19 protein-coding genes are annotated in these 17200 nt (G+C 41.2%); 11 read left to right on the forward strand and 8 right to left on the reverse strand.

Annotation, left to right across the window (positions count from 1 at the left end; genetic code table 11):
* The first annotated feature begins 185 nt into the window (after positions 1-185).
* The 3 genes from ACFQ3S_RS13290 (at position 186) to ACFQ3S_RS13300 (ending at position 2509) form a co-directional block, all read left to right on the forward strand.
* Complete coding sequence (locus ACFQ3S_RS13290; protein ID WP_377165190.1) at positions 186-1397, forward strand: AAA family ATPase; 1212 nt, start codon at positions 186-188, stop codon at positions 1395-1397.
* Positions 1387-1812, forward strand: a complete 426-nt coding sequence (locus ACFQ3S_RS13295) for a hypothetical protein (RefSeq protein WP_377165192.1) — start codon at positions 1387-1389, stop codon at positions 1810-1812. Before ACFQ3S_RS13290 ends, ACFQ3S_RS13295 begins: the two co-directional genes overlap by 11 nt.
* A gap of 145 nt (positions 1813-1957) precedes the next feature.
* Positions 1958-2509, forward strand: coding sequence for a hypothetical protein (locus ACFQ3S_RS13300; RefSeq protein WP_377165194.1), 552 nt, complete (start codon positions 1958-1960; stop codon positions 2507-2509).
* A 219-nt stretch (positions 2510-2728) separates the two neighbouring features.
* Here the strand turns inward: ACFQ3S_RS13300 and pgl are convergent, their stop codons facing one another.
* From pgl to tkt, 7 genes are all read right to left on the reverse strand, one after another.
* Entirely contained in the window at positions 2729-3463 is a 735-nt protein-coding gene (gene pgl, locus ACFQ3S_RS13305) for a 6-phosphogluconolactonase (protein WP_377165196.1), read from the reverse strand.
* Between the two features lie 4 nt (positions 3464-3467).
* The gene (zwf, locus tag ACFQ3S_RS13310; RefSeq protein ID WP_377165198.1) at positions 3468-4985 is read right to left on the reverse strand and encodes a glucose-6-phosphate dehydrogenase; all 1518 of its coding nucleotides are present in this window, start codon (positions 4983-4985) and stop codon (positions 3468-3470) included.
* 32 nt (positions 4986-5017) lie between these two features.
* Positions 5018-6424 (reverse strand): NADP-dependent phosphogluconate dehydrogenase, encoded by a 1407-nt coding sequence (gene gndA / locus ACFQ3S_RS13315; RefSeq protein WP_377165200.1) that lies wholly within the window; start codon positions 6422-6424, stop codon positions 5018-5020.
* A gap of 19 nt (positions 6425-6443) precedes the next feature.
* Positions 6444-7097: an HAD family hydrolase gene (locus tag ACFQ3S_RS13320; RefSeq protein WP_377165202.1), complete on the reverse strand. Its 654-nt coding sequence runs from the start codon at positions 7095-7097 to the stop codon at positions 6444-6446.
* Positions 7094-8224: a transaldolase gene (gene tal, locus ACFQ3S_RS13325; RefSeq protein WP_377165204.1), complete on the reverse strand. Its 1131-nt coding sequence runs from the start codon at positions 8222-8224 to the stop codon at positions 7094-7096. Before tal ends, ACFQ3S_RS13320 begins: the two co-directional genes overlap by 4 nt.
* A 94-nt stretch (positions 8225-8318) precedes the next feature.
* Positions 8319-8774, reverse strand: coding sequence for an RpiB/LacA/LacB family sugar-phosphate isomerase (locus ACFQ3S_RS13330; RefSeq protein ID WP_377165206.1), 456 nt, complete (start codon positions 8772-8774; stop codon positions 8319-8321).
* Between the two features lie 10 nt (positions 8775-8784).
* Entirely contained in the window at positions 8785-10794 is a 2010-nt protein-coding gene (tkt, locus tag ACFQ3S_RS13335; protein ID WP_377165208.1) for a transketolase, read from the reverse strand.
* A 580-nt stretch (positions 10795-11374) separates the two neighbouring features.
* Between tkt and ACFQ3S_RS13340 the strand changes: the two genes are divergently transcribed.
* Together ACFQ3S_RS13340 and ACFQ3S_RS13345 are read left to right on the forward strand one after the other, a co-directional pair.
* Positions 11375-11518 (forward strand): hypothetical protein, encoded by a 144-nt coding sequence (locus ACFQ3S_RS13340; protein WP_377165210.1) that lies wholly within the window; start codon positions 11375-11377, stop codon positions 11516-11518.
* A gap of 90 nt (positions 11519-11608) precedes the next feature.
* A complete protein-coding gene (locus ACFQ3S_RS13345; RefSeq protein ID WP_377165212.1) occupies positions 11609-12040 on the forward strand; it encodes a single-stranded DNA-binding protein in 432 nt (143 codons plus the stop codon).
* Here the strand turns inward: ACFQ3S_RS13345 and ACFQ3S_RS13350 are convergent.
* Positions 12037-12903: a YitT family protein gene (locus tag ACFQ3S_RS13350; protein WP_377165215.1), complete on the reverse strand. Its 867-nt coding sequence runs from the start codon at positions 12901-12903 to the stop codon at positions 12037-12039. The two genes, ACFQ3S_RS13345 and ACFQ3S_RS13350, sit on opposite strands and share 4 nt — an antisense overlap.
* A gap of 110 nt (positions 12904-13013) precedes the next feature.
* Here ACFQ3S_RS13350 and ACFQ3S_RS13355 point away from each other — a divergent pair, with 110 nt between their 5' ends.
* From ACFQ3S_RS13355 to ACFQ3S_RS13380, 6 genes are all read left to right on the forward strand, one after another.
* Entirely contained in the window at positions 13014-13385 is a 372-nt protein-coding gene (locus tag ACFQ3S_RS13355) for a response regulator (RefSeq protein ID WP_377165218.1), read from the forward strand.
* Between the two features lie 178 nt (positions 13386-13563).
* A complete protein-coding gene (locus tag ACFQ3S_RS13360) occupies positions 13564-14214 on the forward strand; it encodes a PKD domain-containing protein (protein ID WP_377165220.1) in 651 nt (216 codons plus the stop codon).
* A 99-nt stretch (positions 14215-14313) separates the two neighbouring features.
* A complete protein-coding gene (locus tag ACFQ3S_RS13365; RefSeq protein WP_377165222.1) occupies positions 14314-15543 on the forward strand; it encodes a DEAD/DEAH box helicase in 1230 nt (409 codons plus the stop codon).
* A 194-nt stretch (positions 15544-15737) separates the two neighbouring features.
* A complete protein-coding gene (locus ACFQ3S_RS13370) occupies positions 15738-15950 on the forward strand; it encodes a hypothetical protein (protein ID WP_377165224.1) in 213 nt (70 codons plus the stop codon).
* Between the two features lie 183 nt (positions 15951-16133).
* On the forward strand, positions 16134-16853 hold the full coding sequence (locus ACFQ3S_RS13375) for a pirin family protein (RefSeq protein ID WP_377165226.1): 720 nt from the start codon (positions 16134-16136) through the stop codon (positions 16851-16853).
* A gap of 4 nt (positions 16854-16857) precedes the next feature.
* Positions 16858-17166 carry a hypothetical protein gene (locus ACFQ3S_RS13380; RefSeq protein ID WP_377165228.1) on the forward strand — a complete coding sequence of 103 codons (309 nt, stop codon included), beginning with the start codon at positions 16858-16860 and terminating at the stop codon, positions 17164-17166.
* Positions 17167-17200: the final 34 nt, after the last annotated feature.

Here is a 17200-nt window from a genome sequence, read left to right on the forward strand (position 1 = left end):
GGTGAACAGAAAATAAAATTCATTTTTTTTATAATGATTAAAGGTCAACTATTAGAAGAAATCTGCTTTTTAACAAGTTTGATGAAAAAACTAAAAGTCTATTTAGATAAACTTATTTGTGTTTTTTACCATATTATTGCAATTTTTCTTATCAATATTACTAACTTTGGATTAAAAATTTAGCAATGTTAATTGAATTCAAATTCAAGAATTTGTACTCCTTCAAAGACGAAGTGAGTTTTTTAATGACAAGAGTAAAGTCTTTCAAAGAACATCTTAATAGTAACATAATACATACAGGCCGGGAATTCGACTTGCTTAAAACCGCAGCTATTTATGGCTCTAATGGTGCAGGTAAAAGTAATTTTTTTAGTGCCATGGGTGCTATGATAAACATAATTACAAATTCATTTAGCGATTCCCTGAAAAAAGAAAATGAAAAGTCAGATCGAAATTTTCAGTTCAAATTAAATTCGGTTACAGAAAAAAGTAACTCAATGTTTGAAATTTCTTTTATTAAAAATGAAATTATATATCGTTATGGGTTTGAGATCTTTGGTCATAAAATAAATCGTGAATGGCTTTATCGAAAACAAGAAAGAGAAATTTTATTATTTTCACGAGAAGGACAAGAATTTGAAATAAATAATGAATCTTTTCCTGAAGGAGAAAAGTACAAAGATGAAGTAAATGATAATGTTCTATTTCTTAGTCATTTAGCACAATATAACCAAAAAAACTCAAAAAAGGTTTTAGAGTGGTTCGATAATTTAAATGTAATAAGCGGCCTTCATGAAGAATTCCATAAAGGTTTTACTGCTGATCTTTTAAGAACAGATTCGAATTTTAAAAAATGGGCTGCTTCTGTTTTAAAATATTTAGAAATTTCTAATATAGAAGCTGGTGAAAAAGATGGTGAGATTATTACTTATCATAACAAATACGACGGTAATAATTTGTTAATTGAAGCTATTCCATTTCAGTCGAAAATGGAGTCGGATGGTACTGTAAAGTTAATTCATATTTTGGGCCCAATTTATGATACACTTAGATCGGGTAGTATATTATTTATTGATGAATTCGATAGCAAATTACACCCTAACCTTACAAAAAAATTAGTTAGCTTTTTTCAAGAGTTTAATTTACGTAATGCCCAATTTATTATTTCAGGACAGAACACTAATATTCTTGATAAAAAGTTATTGCGGAGAGATCAAATATGGTTTATAGAAAAAGATCAGTTCGGATCTTCTTCATTATACTCTTTATCAGACTTCAACTCTGATGCTGTTCGTAATTCATCAGCATACGATAAAAAATATTTAGATAATAATTTTGGTGCGGCTGATGCATTAAATATAACTTCAAAAGTTACTGATTTACTTTATGCCTCCTAAACACGAACGGAAAGACCCTGCTTATTTAAGAGAACAAGGTAATAGAGAAGCGCAATCCAAAAAAGTCAGAAAAATTACTTTTAGTTTTATAAACCTCATCATAAATACAGAAGGTCAAACCTTGGAAGAATGGCAAGAATTAGGGCTCTTAGCTGAAATGAATAAACGTCTTCAATTTGTTGGACAATTCTCGAGTCAGGAAGCTATTCAAAAACAATTTTTAAAGCCATATACAAAAGTTTCGTTTCCTCCAGACTCTGAGTTTACTCAACCTAAACATATTACTGGTGTTAATTGGACTGTTATGCATATAACTGGAAAAAGCAAGCAAGTCGTTGTGGGGTATTTGGATGATGACGTATTTCATATTGTCTTTTTGGATAAAGATCATAAGTTTTGGCCTACAAGTAAATAATTGTGATTAAATCAAAGCTTAAAAAACTTGTAATATAACTTTATAGAAATTACTGTTTCATAGTACAAAGCTAATCTCACTTTTATTCTGATATTCTTAGTATTCTACTTGTATTCAAACCACTAACCATCATCACAACACCCCAATGCCCGACACCTTCCTCACCCCCGCTCCCGACGCTATCAACTGCCCATCGTGTATGGCGCACATCTTTCAAAGCGAACCTGCTTGCCAAAACTGCAACTACCCCTTACAAGGCACGCCAGATGAGCAACAGCAGTTTTTGAATGAGCGCGAAATTTCGCAGATAGATTTTGACACACACGAAAAGCAAATAAGCCAGGCAGGCAAAACCTTATACTGGATAGCCGGACTGATGTTTTTAGGTGACCTTTTAATGCTGGGCGTCAGTAGACATTATGATAAAGTGAGCCTTACATTAGGTTTTAGTGCTATTGTATCAGGTATATTTGTTGGGTTAGGTTATTGGAGCCGTACCAAACCTACTGCTGCTCTAATTACCGGCTTATGTATTTTTATATTAATACAGTTATTGGCCGCCATTGGCGATCCTGTTTCCATTGTTAAAGGTATTTTCTTAAAAATAATAATAATCGGTTATTTAATTAAAGGCATCAAATCGTCTGTTGAAGCCGATAAAATGATTAAAGAACATAACTTTACCAGTTACCGGTAACGCACAGTTTGTTTAAAGTTTAGTTAACGCGGCGGTTTAAAGATGCGTGATAATGGGTGAAAATTGTGGTCTCCGGTATTTACGCCTACTCCTCTTTAATCCCTGATAAAATTAAAAAAATCTTGTTTGAACCCAGTGTGTAATGGATACTACCAACTCATTCAAACAAGATTTTTCTTTATCCTCTAATTGAAAGATATTTCTATCCAATCAAATCATTTACTTTACAGCGTACGATAACTGGCTGGCAGCTACCTCGTCGGTTAAAAAAAGCAATTGACCGTCTATCGGTTTCAGTAACTGCGACGGGTATAATGCAGGGTTGTACGTTCCCTCCAACACTTCATGCAAGGCATGTATTTTCTTTTCACCAAAGGTTATCACCACCAGTTGTTTAGCACAGTTAATTAGCGGGGCAGTTAGGGTTATGCGGTACATATCCTGTGCCTCCAGGTAATACGCAGCTACCCATTTTTCCTGTTCGTTCAACACTTCGGTACCGGGGAATAGTGAGGCGGTATGCCCGTCATCGCCCATGCCCAATAAAATAAGGTCAAACGCGCCGTCAGCACCTACTATGTTTTTGATCTCTTGCTGATATTGGGCGGCAAATTCTTCGGGCTTTTGCACGGCATCGTACATGGGGTAAATTTGCCTGGCCGGTATATCAACAAAGTTCAGCAAGGTTTCAAATGCCATTTTAGCGTTGCTGCGGTCATCCTCCATGGCCACCCAGCGTTCGTCGCACCAAAATACATAAACGTTAGCCCAATCAATTTGCTCGCTGTACACCGGGGTAGCCAGCAGCTGGTATAATTTTATGGGCGATGAACCACCCGTTAAGGCAACCGTAAAACTGCCTTTAGCCGCTATAGCATCTCTGGCCGCCTGTACAAATATCTCTGCGGCGGCAGCGCTTAATTCGTTAGCATTTTTGAATATACGGATCATCATTTAATTATTTTGCCGGTGATTTTTTATGTGAATTAATAGCCCATACATGGCCGCGGCGTGCAATCAAAGCTTCGGCGGTTTCGGGGCCCCAGGTGCCTGCCGCATAATTTGCAAAGTCAAGCGATTCGCGGTTCTCCCAAACTTCCTGTATAGGTGTAATTACATCCCAGGCCTCCTCAACCTGGTCCGAACGCATGAAAAGCGTAGCATCGCCTTGCAGGGCATCCAGTAGTAAGGTTTCGTAAGCCTCCGGCGATTGTGTAGAACAATTATCATAATCAAACACCATTTCGCTCGGGTTCAGGCTCATCTCCAAACCGGTTTTTTTGGTCATAAAGCGCAGCCTGATGTCCATTTGAGGTTGAATATTGATAGTTAGCCTGTTAGGTGTTAAGCTATCGCCCTGGCTTTCAGGGAAAGTAGAGTGCGGTACAGGCCGAAACTGTATGGTAATAGAAGATGTTTTTTCCTGCATGCGTTTGCCTGTGCGCAGGTAAAACGGCACACCCTGCCAGCGCCAGTTATCTAAAAAGAATTTTATGGCGGCATAAGTTTCGGTATTAGAGCGCTTGTCTACACCCTCTTCCTCGCGGTAACCCGGTACCTTTTTACCTTCTACCCATCCTTCGCCATACTGGCCGCGTACGGCATAATGATGCACCTCATCGGTTTTAAAACGGCGTACGGCACGCAAAACATCTACCTTACGGTTACGTATTTCTTCGGCCGCAAAAGATGCGGGAGCTTCCATAGCTACCATACATAATATTTGCAGCAGGTGGTTCTGTATCATGTCCTTTAACGCGCCGGCACTTTCGTAATAGCCGCCACGGTCTTCAACCCCAACCTGCTCTGCCACCGTAATTTGCACATAATCAATAAAATTACGGTTCCATAGCGGTTCAAACAGCGCATTGGCAAAACGGAATGCTAAGATATTCTGCACGGTTTCTTTACCGAGGTAATGATCTATGCGATAAATCTGTTCTTCCTGGAAAGTACGGGTAAGTAACTTATTAAGTTCTATGGCGGTTTCCTTGTTATGACCGAAAGGTTTTTCAATAACGATACGGTCTTGCTCAGGAATTGAGGCCAGCCCCGATTCGCTAATATTAACCGTAACCGCTTCAATAAAGCGTGGCGCTACCGAAAGGTAAAACAGCCGATTGGCGCGTACCCCCCATTCCTTATCAAAAACATCCAGCTTTTCGGCTAATTCTTTGTATGATTGAGCGTCATCTATATCTGATCGGCAATAAGTGATATTGGGATTGAACTCAACCCATTTTTCTTCGCTTGGTGCACCCTTGCGCGAAAACTCGGCCAGGCCTTCGTTTAAACGTTTGCGGTAATCTTCATCAACCAGTTCGGTACGGCCCAAGCCAATGATGGCAAATTTTTCGGGCATGTAACCATCCAGAAACAAATTATAAAAGGCGGGAATTAATTTTCGCTTAGCCAGATCGCCGGTACCGCCGAATATGACGATAATAGCCGGTGCGGCTTTTTTACTTGTTTTCATGATTTAATTTTTTGTAAAAAACAAATACCCTGTTAACTCCACTGTGTATGAAATGTACCCTCACGATCTGTACGCTCATAAGTATGGGCGCCAAAGTAATCGCGCTGGGCCTGTATTAAGTTAGTAGGCAATCTGTCACTACGGTAAGCATCAAAATAGGCCAGCGAATTCATAAACGCGGCAACGGGGATGCCAGCATCAACCGCCAGTTTAATAGTACTGCGGATATGTGCTTGCTTGCTCACCAGTTTGTTGCCAATTTGTGCATCTAACAAAATATTAGGCAACTCGGGATTACGCCCGTAAGCCTGACGGAAATCTTCTAACACCGCTGCGCGAATAATACAACCACCTCTCCAGATCTTGGCTACCTGCTCTAAGTTCAAGCCATAGTTGTACGCTTTAGAGGCGATGGTTAACTGGGCCAATCCCTGCGCATAAATATTGATCATGGCAAAGTAAAAGGCTTCCTGTAACTGATAAATTATTTCTTCTTCTTTAAAATCCGAAATTTCGTTAGACCATAACAATTGTTTGGCGGCCTGTACGCGTTCGGGTTTCAGTTTCGACATATCGCGCATGGTAACGGCGGCATCAATAACCGGGATAGGCGCCTGTAGATCCATAGCATTTTGCGAGGTCCATTTACCGGTACCTTTGGCCTTGGCCCAGTCTGAAATGAGGTTAACCAAACGTTCGCCGCTTTCGTCATCAAACTTAGCCAGCACTTCCCCGGTAATTTCTATCAGGAATGATTGCAGTTCGGTTTTGTTCCAGGCGGTAAAGGTTTCCTGTATTTTTTCGTCGCTTAAACCCAGTCCCCTTTTCAGGAGGTCGTAAGCTTCGGAAATCAGTTGCATAATACCGTACTCAATACCGTTATGCACCATTTTTACATAGTTACCCGCCGAACCGCTACCGAGATAGGTAACACATGGTTCACCGTTCACTTTGGCCGCAATGGCTTCAAATATAGGTCGTAGGCGTTCGTAAGCATTTTTATCACCACCGGGCATCATACTCGGGCCAAAACGGGCACCTTTTTCGCCACCCGATATGCCCATGCCAAAAAAGTGGATCTTCTTTTCGGCCAGTTCGGTAAAACGGCGGTCGGTATCGGGGAAGTAAGAATTACCACCGTCGATCACAATATCGCCTTCCTCCAAAAATGGCAACAAGCTGCCAATGGCACCATCAACCGGCTTACCAGCGGGCACCAACAGCATTATGGCACGAGGTTTTTTAATGAGGCCAACAAATTCTTCGGCAACGGTGGTAGCTTTCACTTCCTGGCCTTCTTTGGCTTCTTTTTCGAGAGATTGGGCCTTTGCTTCATCCAAATCTAAACCGGCTACAGCAAAGTGGTGATCGGCCATGTTTAACAACAGGTTACGGCCCATTACACCTAAACCTACAATGCCAAAATCGTATGATTCCATAAATAATTAAATTGTGTTTTTAGTTGAATTCTTCCTGATTTGTTTCTGCTTCGGGTTGCAGTCCGTATGTTTTAAAAACATTGCGGGTAGTATCCGTATTAATGTGATGGATGGTATTAATGCCTAATTGCTCCGCAGCCTGAATAAACACCAGCCTATCATCCACATATATAGTTTCTTGGGGCTCAACCTGCAGCAGGCCTAAAGCTGTTAAATAAATGTTTCTATCGGGCTTGCGGGCCTGTATAATACACGAGGAAGCGAACACATCAATAAAGGATTTTAAGTGATATTCCTTTATACGGTACTCGTTTATTTCCTTTCCCTCATTATTTACCGCTATGGTTTGCAAACCATATTTCTCTTTCAGCCCTTTAACCAGGTCTATCATATCATGATAGGGTTGCGATTGCCCGATCATAAATTGTTTAAATTCCTGTGGGGTAAAAGGCCGGGGCTCATAAAAAACCAGCAGGTTCAAATACTCATCTAAAGTGGATTTGCCTGATTCATAAGCGTCAAATATAATGCGGTGGCGCTCGTTCATTTCATCAAAATTGATGTGAAAATGTTCTGCTGCTGCCCTGCGCGAACCGCGGTCCCAGCCATTGGTGAGGAAAACCCCACCAATGTCCAGTAACAGTGCTTTTATGGGTGTTTGCCGGTGTATCATGACACGGCACCTTCCTCGCGTTTTTCTTCCAAAACACTCATTAAGCTTTGGAAAGGTTTAATAAATTTCTGAATACCCTCTTCTTCAAGCTTTTGGGTAACCTCATTTAAATTGATGCCTACCACGTTCTCTAACTGGTAAAGTACCCATTGTGCTTCTTCAATACCGGCTTCTAAACGGTCGGCAGCTTTACCATGATCACGGAAAGCATCTAACGTATCTTTAGGTACGGTGTTAACGGTGTTAGGGCCAATTAAAGCTTCAATGTACATAACATCGGGCAGGGCTTTGTTTTTTACACTGGTACTTGCCCACAACAAACGTTGCGGTTTAGCGCCTTTGGTAGCTAATGTTTTAAACTTATCCGAACCAAATACTTCTTTATAAATGTGGTAGGCCACACGTGCGCTTGCAATAGCCACCTTGCCAATTAACTGGCGGGCTATAACGGCGCGGTCACTATCTTCTTCACAAACTTTTTCCAGCAGCGGGTCAACCATGGTATCAATACGGCTTAAAAAGAAACTGGCTACCGACGAAATGGTATCAATAGGCAGGCCTTTTTCGGCACGTTCTTCCAAACCTGCAATATAAGCTTCGGCAACCTGGCGGTAACGGTTTAATCCAAACAGCAGGGTGACATTAATATTAATACCCTCGCTAATGGCATTTTTAATAGAAGGTAAACCTTCTTTAGTACCAGGTATCTTAATCATCACATTCTTACGGTCGAGCAGTTTCCATGATGACTCTGCTTCTTTGGTAGTACCCGCGGTATCCAGTGCTAAACTTGGCGATACTTCCAGACTTACATAACCATCCAAGCCGTTTGTTTTTTCATAAACACCTTTAAATAAGTCGGCTGCGTTTTGTACATCTTCAACAGCTATAGCTAAAAAGATCTCCTCTGATGATTTTCCTTCTTTAGCCAGTTTAGCTATGGCTTCGGTATAATCATCGCTATGGGCTATGGCTTCTTCAAAAATAGCCGGGTTGGAGGTTACACCTCGCAGGTCATCATTATCAATCAATGCTTTTAATTCGCCCGAGGCAATAAAGTTCCTGCGGATGTAATCGAGCCAGATGCTTTGGCCGTAATCGGGTATTTGTGCTAATGGATTTTTCATGGTTTAATTATTTTTAAAGAATAAGAGTGCCTCCTAAATTCTCCACGGTATGAGATCTTTTACGTTGCTCTTGATAAATGACAGTTTGTATTTTTTATGATTTAAATTGGTTCTCTAATGCAATTACTTTATTTAAACGGCGCTGAAAACGCTCACCCCCGTCGTATTTTGCGTTAAGATAGGCCTGAACAATTTCCCAGATCAGCATGGGGCCAATCACGCGGCCGCCTACGCAAAGCAGGTTCATGTCATCGTGCTCTACACCCTGGTGGGCCGAATAGCTTTCGGTTATTAATGCTGCCCGCACACCGGGTATTTTGTTGGCCGCTACCGATACGCCTACCCCACTGCCGCAAACGGCAATACCACGGTCTACTTCCTTATGAAACAGAGCCATACCTAACGGTACTATGATGTCGGGGTAGTCATCGGCAGCATCAAACTTGGCGGCACCATAGTCGGTAACAGCATAACCCTGCTCGGTAAGTTGCTGTACCAGTTTTTGCTTTTGTTCAAAGCCGGCATGGTCGGCTGCTATACCTATTTTCATAGCTGTAAAATTACTTAGTTAACAAGGCTTTGGCACGTTGGTAAACATGCTCTACTGTAAAGCCAAAGTGTTTCAACACAGCTGTTCCCTCGCCCGATTCGCCGAAACTATCGATACCTATGGCTTCACCATCCAGGCCAACATATTTGTACCAGCCTAAAGTTACACCGGCTTCTACCGAAATACGTTTGATAATATGGGGTGGCAAAATAGAATCGCGGTAAGCTTTATCCTGGTAATCGAACAACTCAAACGATGGCATGCTCACCACACGGGCTTTAATACCTTCTTTGCTTAAAAGTTCCTGCGCGCCTAAAGCTAAATGAACTTCGGCACCGGCACCTATTAAAATAATATCAGGCGTACCTTCTGCATCCTTCAAAATATAGCCGCCTTTTTCCAGGTTTTGGGCTGGTGCATAAGTGTTTTGATCTAATGTTGGTAGTTTTTGACGCGACAAGATCAACGCTACCGGGCCCTTATCGCGGGTTATGGCTATGCGCCACGCTTGTACGGTTTCGTTGGCATCAGCCGGGCGAATAACGGTTAAATTAGGTACGGTACGCAAGCCTGTTATTTGCTCTACCGGCTGGTGAGTTGGGCCGTCTTCGCCCAAAGCAACACTATCATGCGTAAAAATATAGGTTACCGGCGCCTCGGTTAAAGCCGCCAGGCGGATAGCACCGCGCATATAATCGGAGAAAGTAAGGAAGGTACCACCGTAAACGCGGGTACCGCCGTGCGCATCAATACCATTCATAATGGCACCCATGGCATGCTCACGTACGCCGAACCAAATGTTTGTTTTTTCGTAATGTCCGGGTTGGAAACTATCTTCGGGTTTGCCGGGCGTTTCGTTAGAACTGGCAAGATCTGCCGAACCGCCAATAACAAAAGGAATAGCTTTGCGTATAGCCTGTAGCATTTTACCAGACGATTGGCGTGTTGCTAATTCTTCACCCGCCTCAAATACCGGCAGGTCTTTATCCCAACCTTCGGGCAGTTCGCCTTTGAAACTAATGTCGAAGGTTTTGGCTTCGGTTGGGTAAGCTTCACTGTAAGCTTCTTTTAACTCGTTCCAGGTGTTTTGCAGTTCTGCCCCTTTTTGGCCGGGTTGCAACAAGTAATCTTTTACTTCGGCAGGTATGTAGAACATTTTTTCGGGATCCCAACCAAAGTATTCTTTTGTTTTTTTCAGGTTATCAACGCCTAAAGCCGCACCATGTACTTTATTAGTGCCTTGCAGCGGGCTACCGAAACCTATAATGGTTTTTACCGAAATAAGCGATGGTCTTTCGGTATCGGCCTGGGCTTCTTCAATAGCTTTGGCAATGGCTTCCAAATCGTTACCATCTTCAACGGTTATGGTTTGCCAGCCGTATGCATCAAAACGGGCCTGTACATCCTCGGTAAAGGCCAGGTCGGTAGGGCCATCTAACGAGATCTTGTTATCATCGTATAAAAATATAAGCTTGCCTAATTTCAGGTGACCGGCTAAAGATGCCGCTTCCGAAGCTACACCTTCCATTAAATCGCCGTCGCTTACTATACCGTATGTGTAGTGGTCTATCAGGTGGTGGTCTTCGCGGTTGTACTGGGCGGCTAAATGTACTTCGGCCAGGGCCACACCCACTCCGTTACCAAAACCCTGACCTAAGGGGCCGGTGGTAACTTCGATACCAGGCGTTAAAGTACTCTCGGGATGACCTGGAGTTTTTGAACCCAGCTGACGGAATTTTTTTAATTCTTCGTATGGCAGATCATAGCCATATAAGTGCAACAAGCTGTATAACAGGGCTGAACCATGGCCTGCTGATAAAATAAACCGATCGCGGTTAGGCCATTTTGGTTCGGCCGGGTTAAAGCGTAAAAAACGGCTCCAAAGCACGTGTGCCATTGGCGCCGCGCCAAGCGGTAAACCGGGGTGACCCGAATTAGCCTGTTGAACCATATCGGTTGATAAGAAGCGGATGGTGTTGACACTTAATTCGTCGACCGGGGTGAAGTTTTGCGTACTCATGATAGAAGATTGATATATGATATCTGTTTTAAAATAGATGCTAAATATTTCAATTGGACTGCCTGCGCTAACAAACAATAAAGTCCGTTGGTTACAAAATTAAAGAACGGGCTACCTTTTTAATTTTGATAAAAGGCAGAAATTTTTATTGACTAAAATGTCAATAGTTTATATATAAGGCCAAAAACACCATTTGGTTTCATATAAATTCAACTCTAAAAACCTAACACATATTGCACATAGGGGTTTCTGATGTTAAAACCCTTTTCTTAATTTGACTTTTAAAGTATAAACTAAGTAGTTGTTATTGGTTCTTATGCGGTAAAATTTACCAGCACAAACTCATCAACCATCTCTGTTTTTACAGTATTATATACAAGTTTACAAAGGCTAAATTAGTATAAAAAGCTAATTTACAATACATTATTATTACACCTTATATGTGGAGCAACTTACAATGGTGCGTAAGGTAATATTTACCCTTTAAACATTAAACGAGTAAGAACCTATCGCACCTTATTTATAAATAAACCATTCATTTTATAGTAATAGGTAGTTTTAGCACTCCTTTAAAAATATAATGATTATAGGTGACGGCATGGTATTTACCGCCCAGGTAACCGAATTACTCCTCAAGATCAAGATCATCGTATTATCCATGCTCTCGAGCATGAGCGGTATGTTGTGCAGGCATTTAAAGCCGAAGCTTAGGTTATATATTTAAAAGCAAAGCACCTGTTAGCTTATTTTTTTTAATCATACTCAATTAGGTATTTATCGAAAAAATTGAGTAAATATTATGGCTTAAAATTACATGAAACTGCTATTGACCTCTTACAGCATTTGCAGGTACTATTTACTTTTACTTATTTTTACCATTATGTTTAATAATGCAGGCATTAACAAAGTTTTTTTAGTAGGGCATGTGTGTGAAAAACCTCAACTTCATCAACAGGCCGATGGCCATAATTATTACAGTTTTCTGTTAGCTACCAGCGAATTTATCAAGAAAAACAACCAGTTGGTAGAGCATACGGAGCGGCACCAGGTTATAATACCAACCCAGCAATTAACCGAAATAGAAGCAGGTTTAGATAAAGGCCACCTGGTATATGTTGAAGGTAAAATTAAAACCTATGCTTATACCGGTGAGCAAGGCATCAAGCATTACAGATCTGAAATTTTATCCAGCATTTTCAGGGTTTTGAGTAACCAGGTAACTACTGTACCCGATGAGCTTGTTTAGTGTATCCCTTTACGTTTTAATAATCCGCCAGTAGTATCGTCAATACTTTGTTGTATAATAAATGCTGCCGGATCCAGTGTTAAGATCTTTTCTTTTAAAGCAGGTACTTCCAAACGGGTTAAAACGGTAAAAATAATATCGCGCGGGTCGTTAATGTGTCCGTCTTTACCATAGCCGCTTTTTCCCTGGTAAATGGTAACCCCCCGGCCCAGTTGCATGGTAATTACCTTACGTATCACATCGCTTTTAGCCGAAATTACCGTTATACCTATATATTGCTCAATACCGTTCAATATAAAATCTATCATTTTTGAGGCCGATACATAAGTTAGTATAGAATACAATGCCGATTCCATACCTAATAAAAAGGCCGCAGCACCAAATATCACGACGTTCAAAATCAGTACAACATCACTTACTTTTAACAATTGGGTTTTTTTGCTCAGCAGCAGTGCCGCTATTTCGGTACCATCCAGTACGGCTCCTCCCCTAATAGCAAAACCAATACCTACTCCTATAAAAAACCCTCCGAATACAGCGGTAAGCAATTTATCGGAGGTTACATCAGGAAAACTAACGAACGCGAGCGTTAACGATAACCCTGCAATAGCTACAGTACTTTTAATGGCAAACAAATAACCCAGCCTGCGGTAACCTAAAATGAGGAACGGTATGTTGATCACGAACAGTAAAATGGCGATGGGTATGTTTGTAATATCGGCCAGTAACATCGATATACCGGTGACACCGCCATCGATAAAATGACTGGAAAGCAGAAAGCCCTTTAAGCCGAAGCTGGCCGAAAAAATCCCTAAAACAATTAATAACCAGTCGATAAACACTTTTTCCTTAATAGCTTTCATAATTTATTTCGATAGTATTGAATTCAATTATTTTAACACATGTTTAACAACTATGACCACATTGGCGGTAAGATACAAAAACAGGCTTAATTTTTGATGAGATGTTAGGTATGGAACCCAAGCAAAAAACGATCTTGATTGCAGATGATGATAAAGCCATTGTGGATTCCATTACCGCTATACTGGACCATTCGGGTTATGAGGTGTTAAATGTTATGGATGGCACCTCGGTAATGCAAGCTGTAAAAGCCCTCCCCGATCTTATTTTATTGGATATACAAATGCCCGGACACGACGGGCCAACAGTTTGCCGCCAACTCAAGCGACAGGCCTCCACTAAGGATATTCCCATCATGATCGTATCGGCCAGTATTGATATACAGCAAAAAGCCAAGCTGGCCGGTGCCGACGATTATTTGGAAAAGCCCTTTGATATGGAGATCTTACAGAAGAAGGTGTTTGATTTATTGAACAGGAAATAATGCCATATCAAGCTATTGTTTTAACCAGGAGTTCACAAGCGCATGAGCTTTATTGCCATTAATTAATTTCTCTGCAATTAATTAATTTGAAATATATTAACTGGCAGTTTGAGGTAAGTAATATTATTGTATCTTTAAACTATTAACAATCATATTAACTAACCTTATCTTTTTTTGTATGAAAAAAGCTTTACTGCTTGCATTTGCTTTATTAACCGTTTTTGCCGCCTGTAAAAAACAAAATATCAAAGCCAACTTTACCGTGCCGAAATCAAGCTATTATTTAACCGAAGTGGTTAGTTTCAGCAATCAATCAGAAAATGGAAAATCATACACCTGGGATTTTGGAGACGGGCAAACCTCATCGGATGAAAACCCTACGCATGCCTACAGCAAACCCGGTACTTTTATAGTGACATTAACTGCCGGTAAATCAACATTTACAAAAAATGTAAAAATAAACATAGGTACTGCCAGCTATGAGATCAACAATCAATTCACTGCCGGATTAGAATTCGTTTCTTTTTGGGCTAATGCTAACAATGAGATACAGAATTTCACAGAGCATAACGTCATCGCAGCAAACGGCAAGTCCGATACGGTGTACACTTCTTCCCCCATCATTTATGTAGGTGTGGCAAACAGTACAGCTGCTTACCTGGTTACACCTGTTTTCACTATAAATAAGTTTACACACAATAAGTTGATTTTCAACGGAAGTTCGCGGGTTATACCATTAAGCTTAACCTACCAGGCCGAGGTATTAAAACTACGTAACCCGGCTACCCAAACAACTACCTTTAACAACCTGCCGGGTATTGCGCAATAAAACAGATGTTTAGCTTTGCCGTACATCAACTAATTAATAGTAACTTTGGCTGTGGAGCCGCGCTAACTTCCCATTAACTAAGAGCGCAATTTTTATAAGTTGACTTTCAAAGATTTTAATTTTAATGAGCAATTGGCCGAGGGCCTGCTCAGCATGGGTTACAAAACACCTACTGCTATACAACAAATGGCCATACCCGTAGTAATGGAGGGTAACGATGTTATTGCCTGCGCACAAACGGGTACAGGTAAAACAGCATCGTACCTGTTACCAGTACTGCACTTAATTGGCAAACACCCCAAACACCAAATTAGTACGCTTATTTTAGCTCCTACACGTGAGTTGGCTCAACAAATAGATCAGCAGGTAGAAGGCCTGGCTTATTTTACCGAAATAAGTTCCCTGGCCGTTTTTGGCGGTGGAGATGGTATGGCTTACGAGCAGCAAAAACGTGGAATTACTAACAAGGTTGATATTCTGATAGCCACCCCGGGCCGGTTAATTTCCTTTTTAACTTCAGGTTCGTTAAAGCTCAATCAGCTGGAATACCTGATACTGGATGAAGCCGACCGTATGCTCGACATGGGTTTTCAGGATGATATTATGCGTATTATAAGCTATTTGCCGGCTAAACGTCAAACACTGCTGTTTTCGGCTACTATGCCAGGCCGTATCCGTACGCTGGCTAAGTCAATTTTGCACGATCCGCAGCAAATTAACATTGCTATTTCGCAACCGGCGGCAGGTATAAACCAGCAAATTTACCAGGTACACGATGAGCAAAAGACCAAACTACTCACCATTTTACTAAAGAGCGGTACTTACAACAGTATTATTATTTTTGCATCAACCAAAGAAAAAGTAAAAGCCCTATACAAAGAATTGAAAGCGGTAGGCATCAACGTTAACGCTTTCCACTCCGATATTCAGCAAAACGAGCGTGAGGAGATCCTGCTACAATTTAAGAACAAGCAGCTTCCGGTTATTATTGGTACCGATGCCCTATCGCGCGGTATTGATGTAGAAGGTATTGACCTGGTAGTGAACTACGATGTGCCCGGCGACCCGGAAGATTACATTCATCGTATTGGCCGTACCGCACGTGCTGCTACCACTGGTACCGCCATTACATTTGTGAACGAACGCGACCAGCGCAAGTTTAAAAACATACAGCAATTAATTGACCGCGAAATAGACATTATTACTTTACCCGCCGAACTGGGCGAAGCACCTAAATTTAGGCCCGAAGCCAACAATCGTCCGCACCGGGGTAGTAGCAATGGGGGTGGCAATAAAAGAAATTTCAGGCCTAAGCAGACTAAGAGATAAAGCGTTTCACATTATCATAACTTTGTGAAAATATTGGGGATAAAAACAAGATTGCAATTTGCTTGCTCGCTATGTTTAAGTAATACCTTACCCTGCTTATTAGTATCGTCTCCAAACAGATCTTATCACCTTTCAAGCTAAATATCAATTTTTCATTATTTACAACCATGTTACAGTATTATTGTTAGTTTGCTATGGATACTCAATTTTTAGAATTTACCGATAAAAACGATCGCCCTGCGTTAATTAATGTTCGCAACATAACTTCAGTTGTGGTGTACACCACTCCTAACGAAGAAGTCCACATTTATGTAATTGGCGACAAAGAGTCTTTTGTAACGGTTAAAGAAACCTACGAAGAAGTAAGAAGCAAAATAGCCATGGTTACCGGCGGAAGTATATTTTAGTTGATTAATGAGTAGTTGAGTGGTCAGGATTAACTTCCGGTTTTATTGTAAAATTTCCTCAACGAATCAACTACTCACTATTTAACAACTCAACTATTAACCAATGAACAACGCATTTCTTAATCTACATTAAGTGCGGGTTATTATGACGTAAGTACATTTGTAATATAAATCGAAAACATCATGTCAAACACTATATTACATAAAGCCGGTGAACGCGGCCATGCCGATCATGGTTGGTTAAACAGTTACCATACCTTCAGTTTTGGCGGATACTATAATCCACAAAACATGAACTTTGGTGCTTTGCGTGTTTTAAACGATGATACCGTAAGCGGCGGCCGTGGTTTTGGCGATCACCCGCACGATAATATGGAGATTATTTCTATCCCGTTAAATGGCGACCTGGAACATGAAGACAGCATGGGCAACAAAGCCGTGATACGCAAAGGAGATATACAAGCCATGAGTGCCGGTACAGGCATCTATCACAGTGAAAAAAACGCTCATGAAAACGAACTGGTTAAGTTTCTGCAGATCTGGATATATCCTAATCAAAAAAACGTACAGCCCCGGTATGATCAGCTTACGTTGAACCTTAACGACAGGCATAACCGTTTGCAACAAATCCTCTCTCCTAACCCAAATGATGAAGGCGTATGGATCTATCAGAACGCCTGGTTCCATATTGCAAAATTTGACAAAGGTGTAACCGCAGACTACACCCTTAAAGGTGACGCAAATAATGGTGTGTATGCATTTGTATTAAGCGGTGATATGAGCGTTAACGGCCAGCAGTTAAACGCCCGAGACGGTTTTGGCATCTGGAATGTAGAAAGCATTAGTATAACTGCCGATACCGATGCTGAAGTATTGCTAATGGAAGTACCGATGACTTTTTAAAAAGATGAGTACCGTAAAAATTTTGGTCATTGGCCGGCACCAGCAGATCTTGCAAACCGTAGTTCGTTTAATAAATAACAACCCCGAGTGGGAAGGTGTAGGTGCCGTTACCGATAAAGAAGCCATACAACAGTTCGATCACCAGGTGATAGACCTGATTATGCTATGCGCCGGCATTGAGCCTGAATCGGAAGAAAACCTTCGTGCTTATTTTACCGCCCACCGCCCGCAGGTAACCATTGTGCAGCACTATGGCGGCGGCAGCGGCCTGCTAACAGCCGAGATATATGAAGCACTGAAAACACAGAAGTAAGAGCCAGGAGTTAAGAAACAAGATGTGGAATAGG

It is taken from the genome of Mucilaginibacter terrae (assembly GCF_042679325.1).
GTDB classification, from domain to species: domain Bacteria; phylum Bacteroidota; class Bacteroidia; order Sphingobacteriales; family Sphingobacteriaceae; genus Mucilaginibacter; species Mucilaginibacter terrae.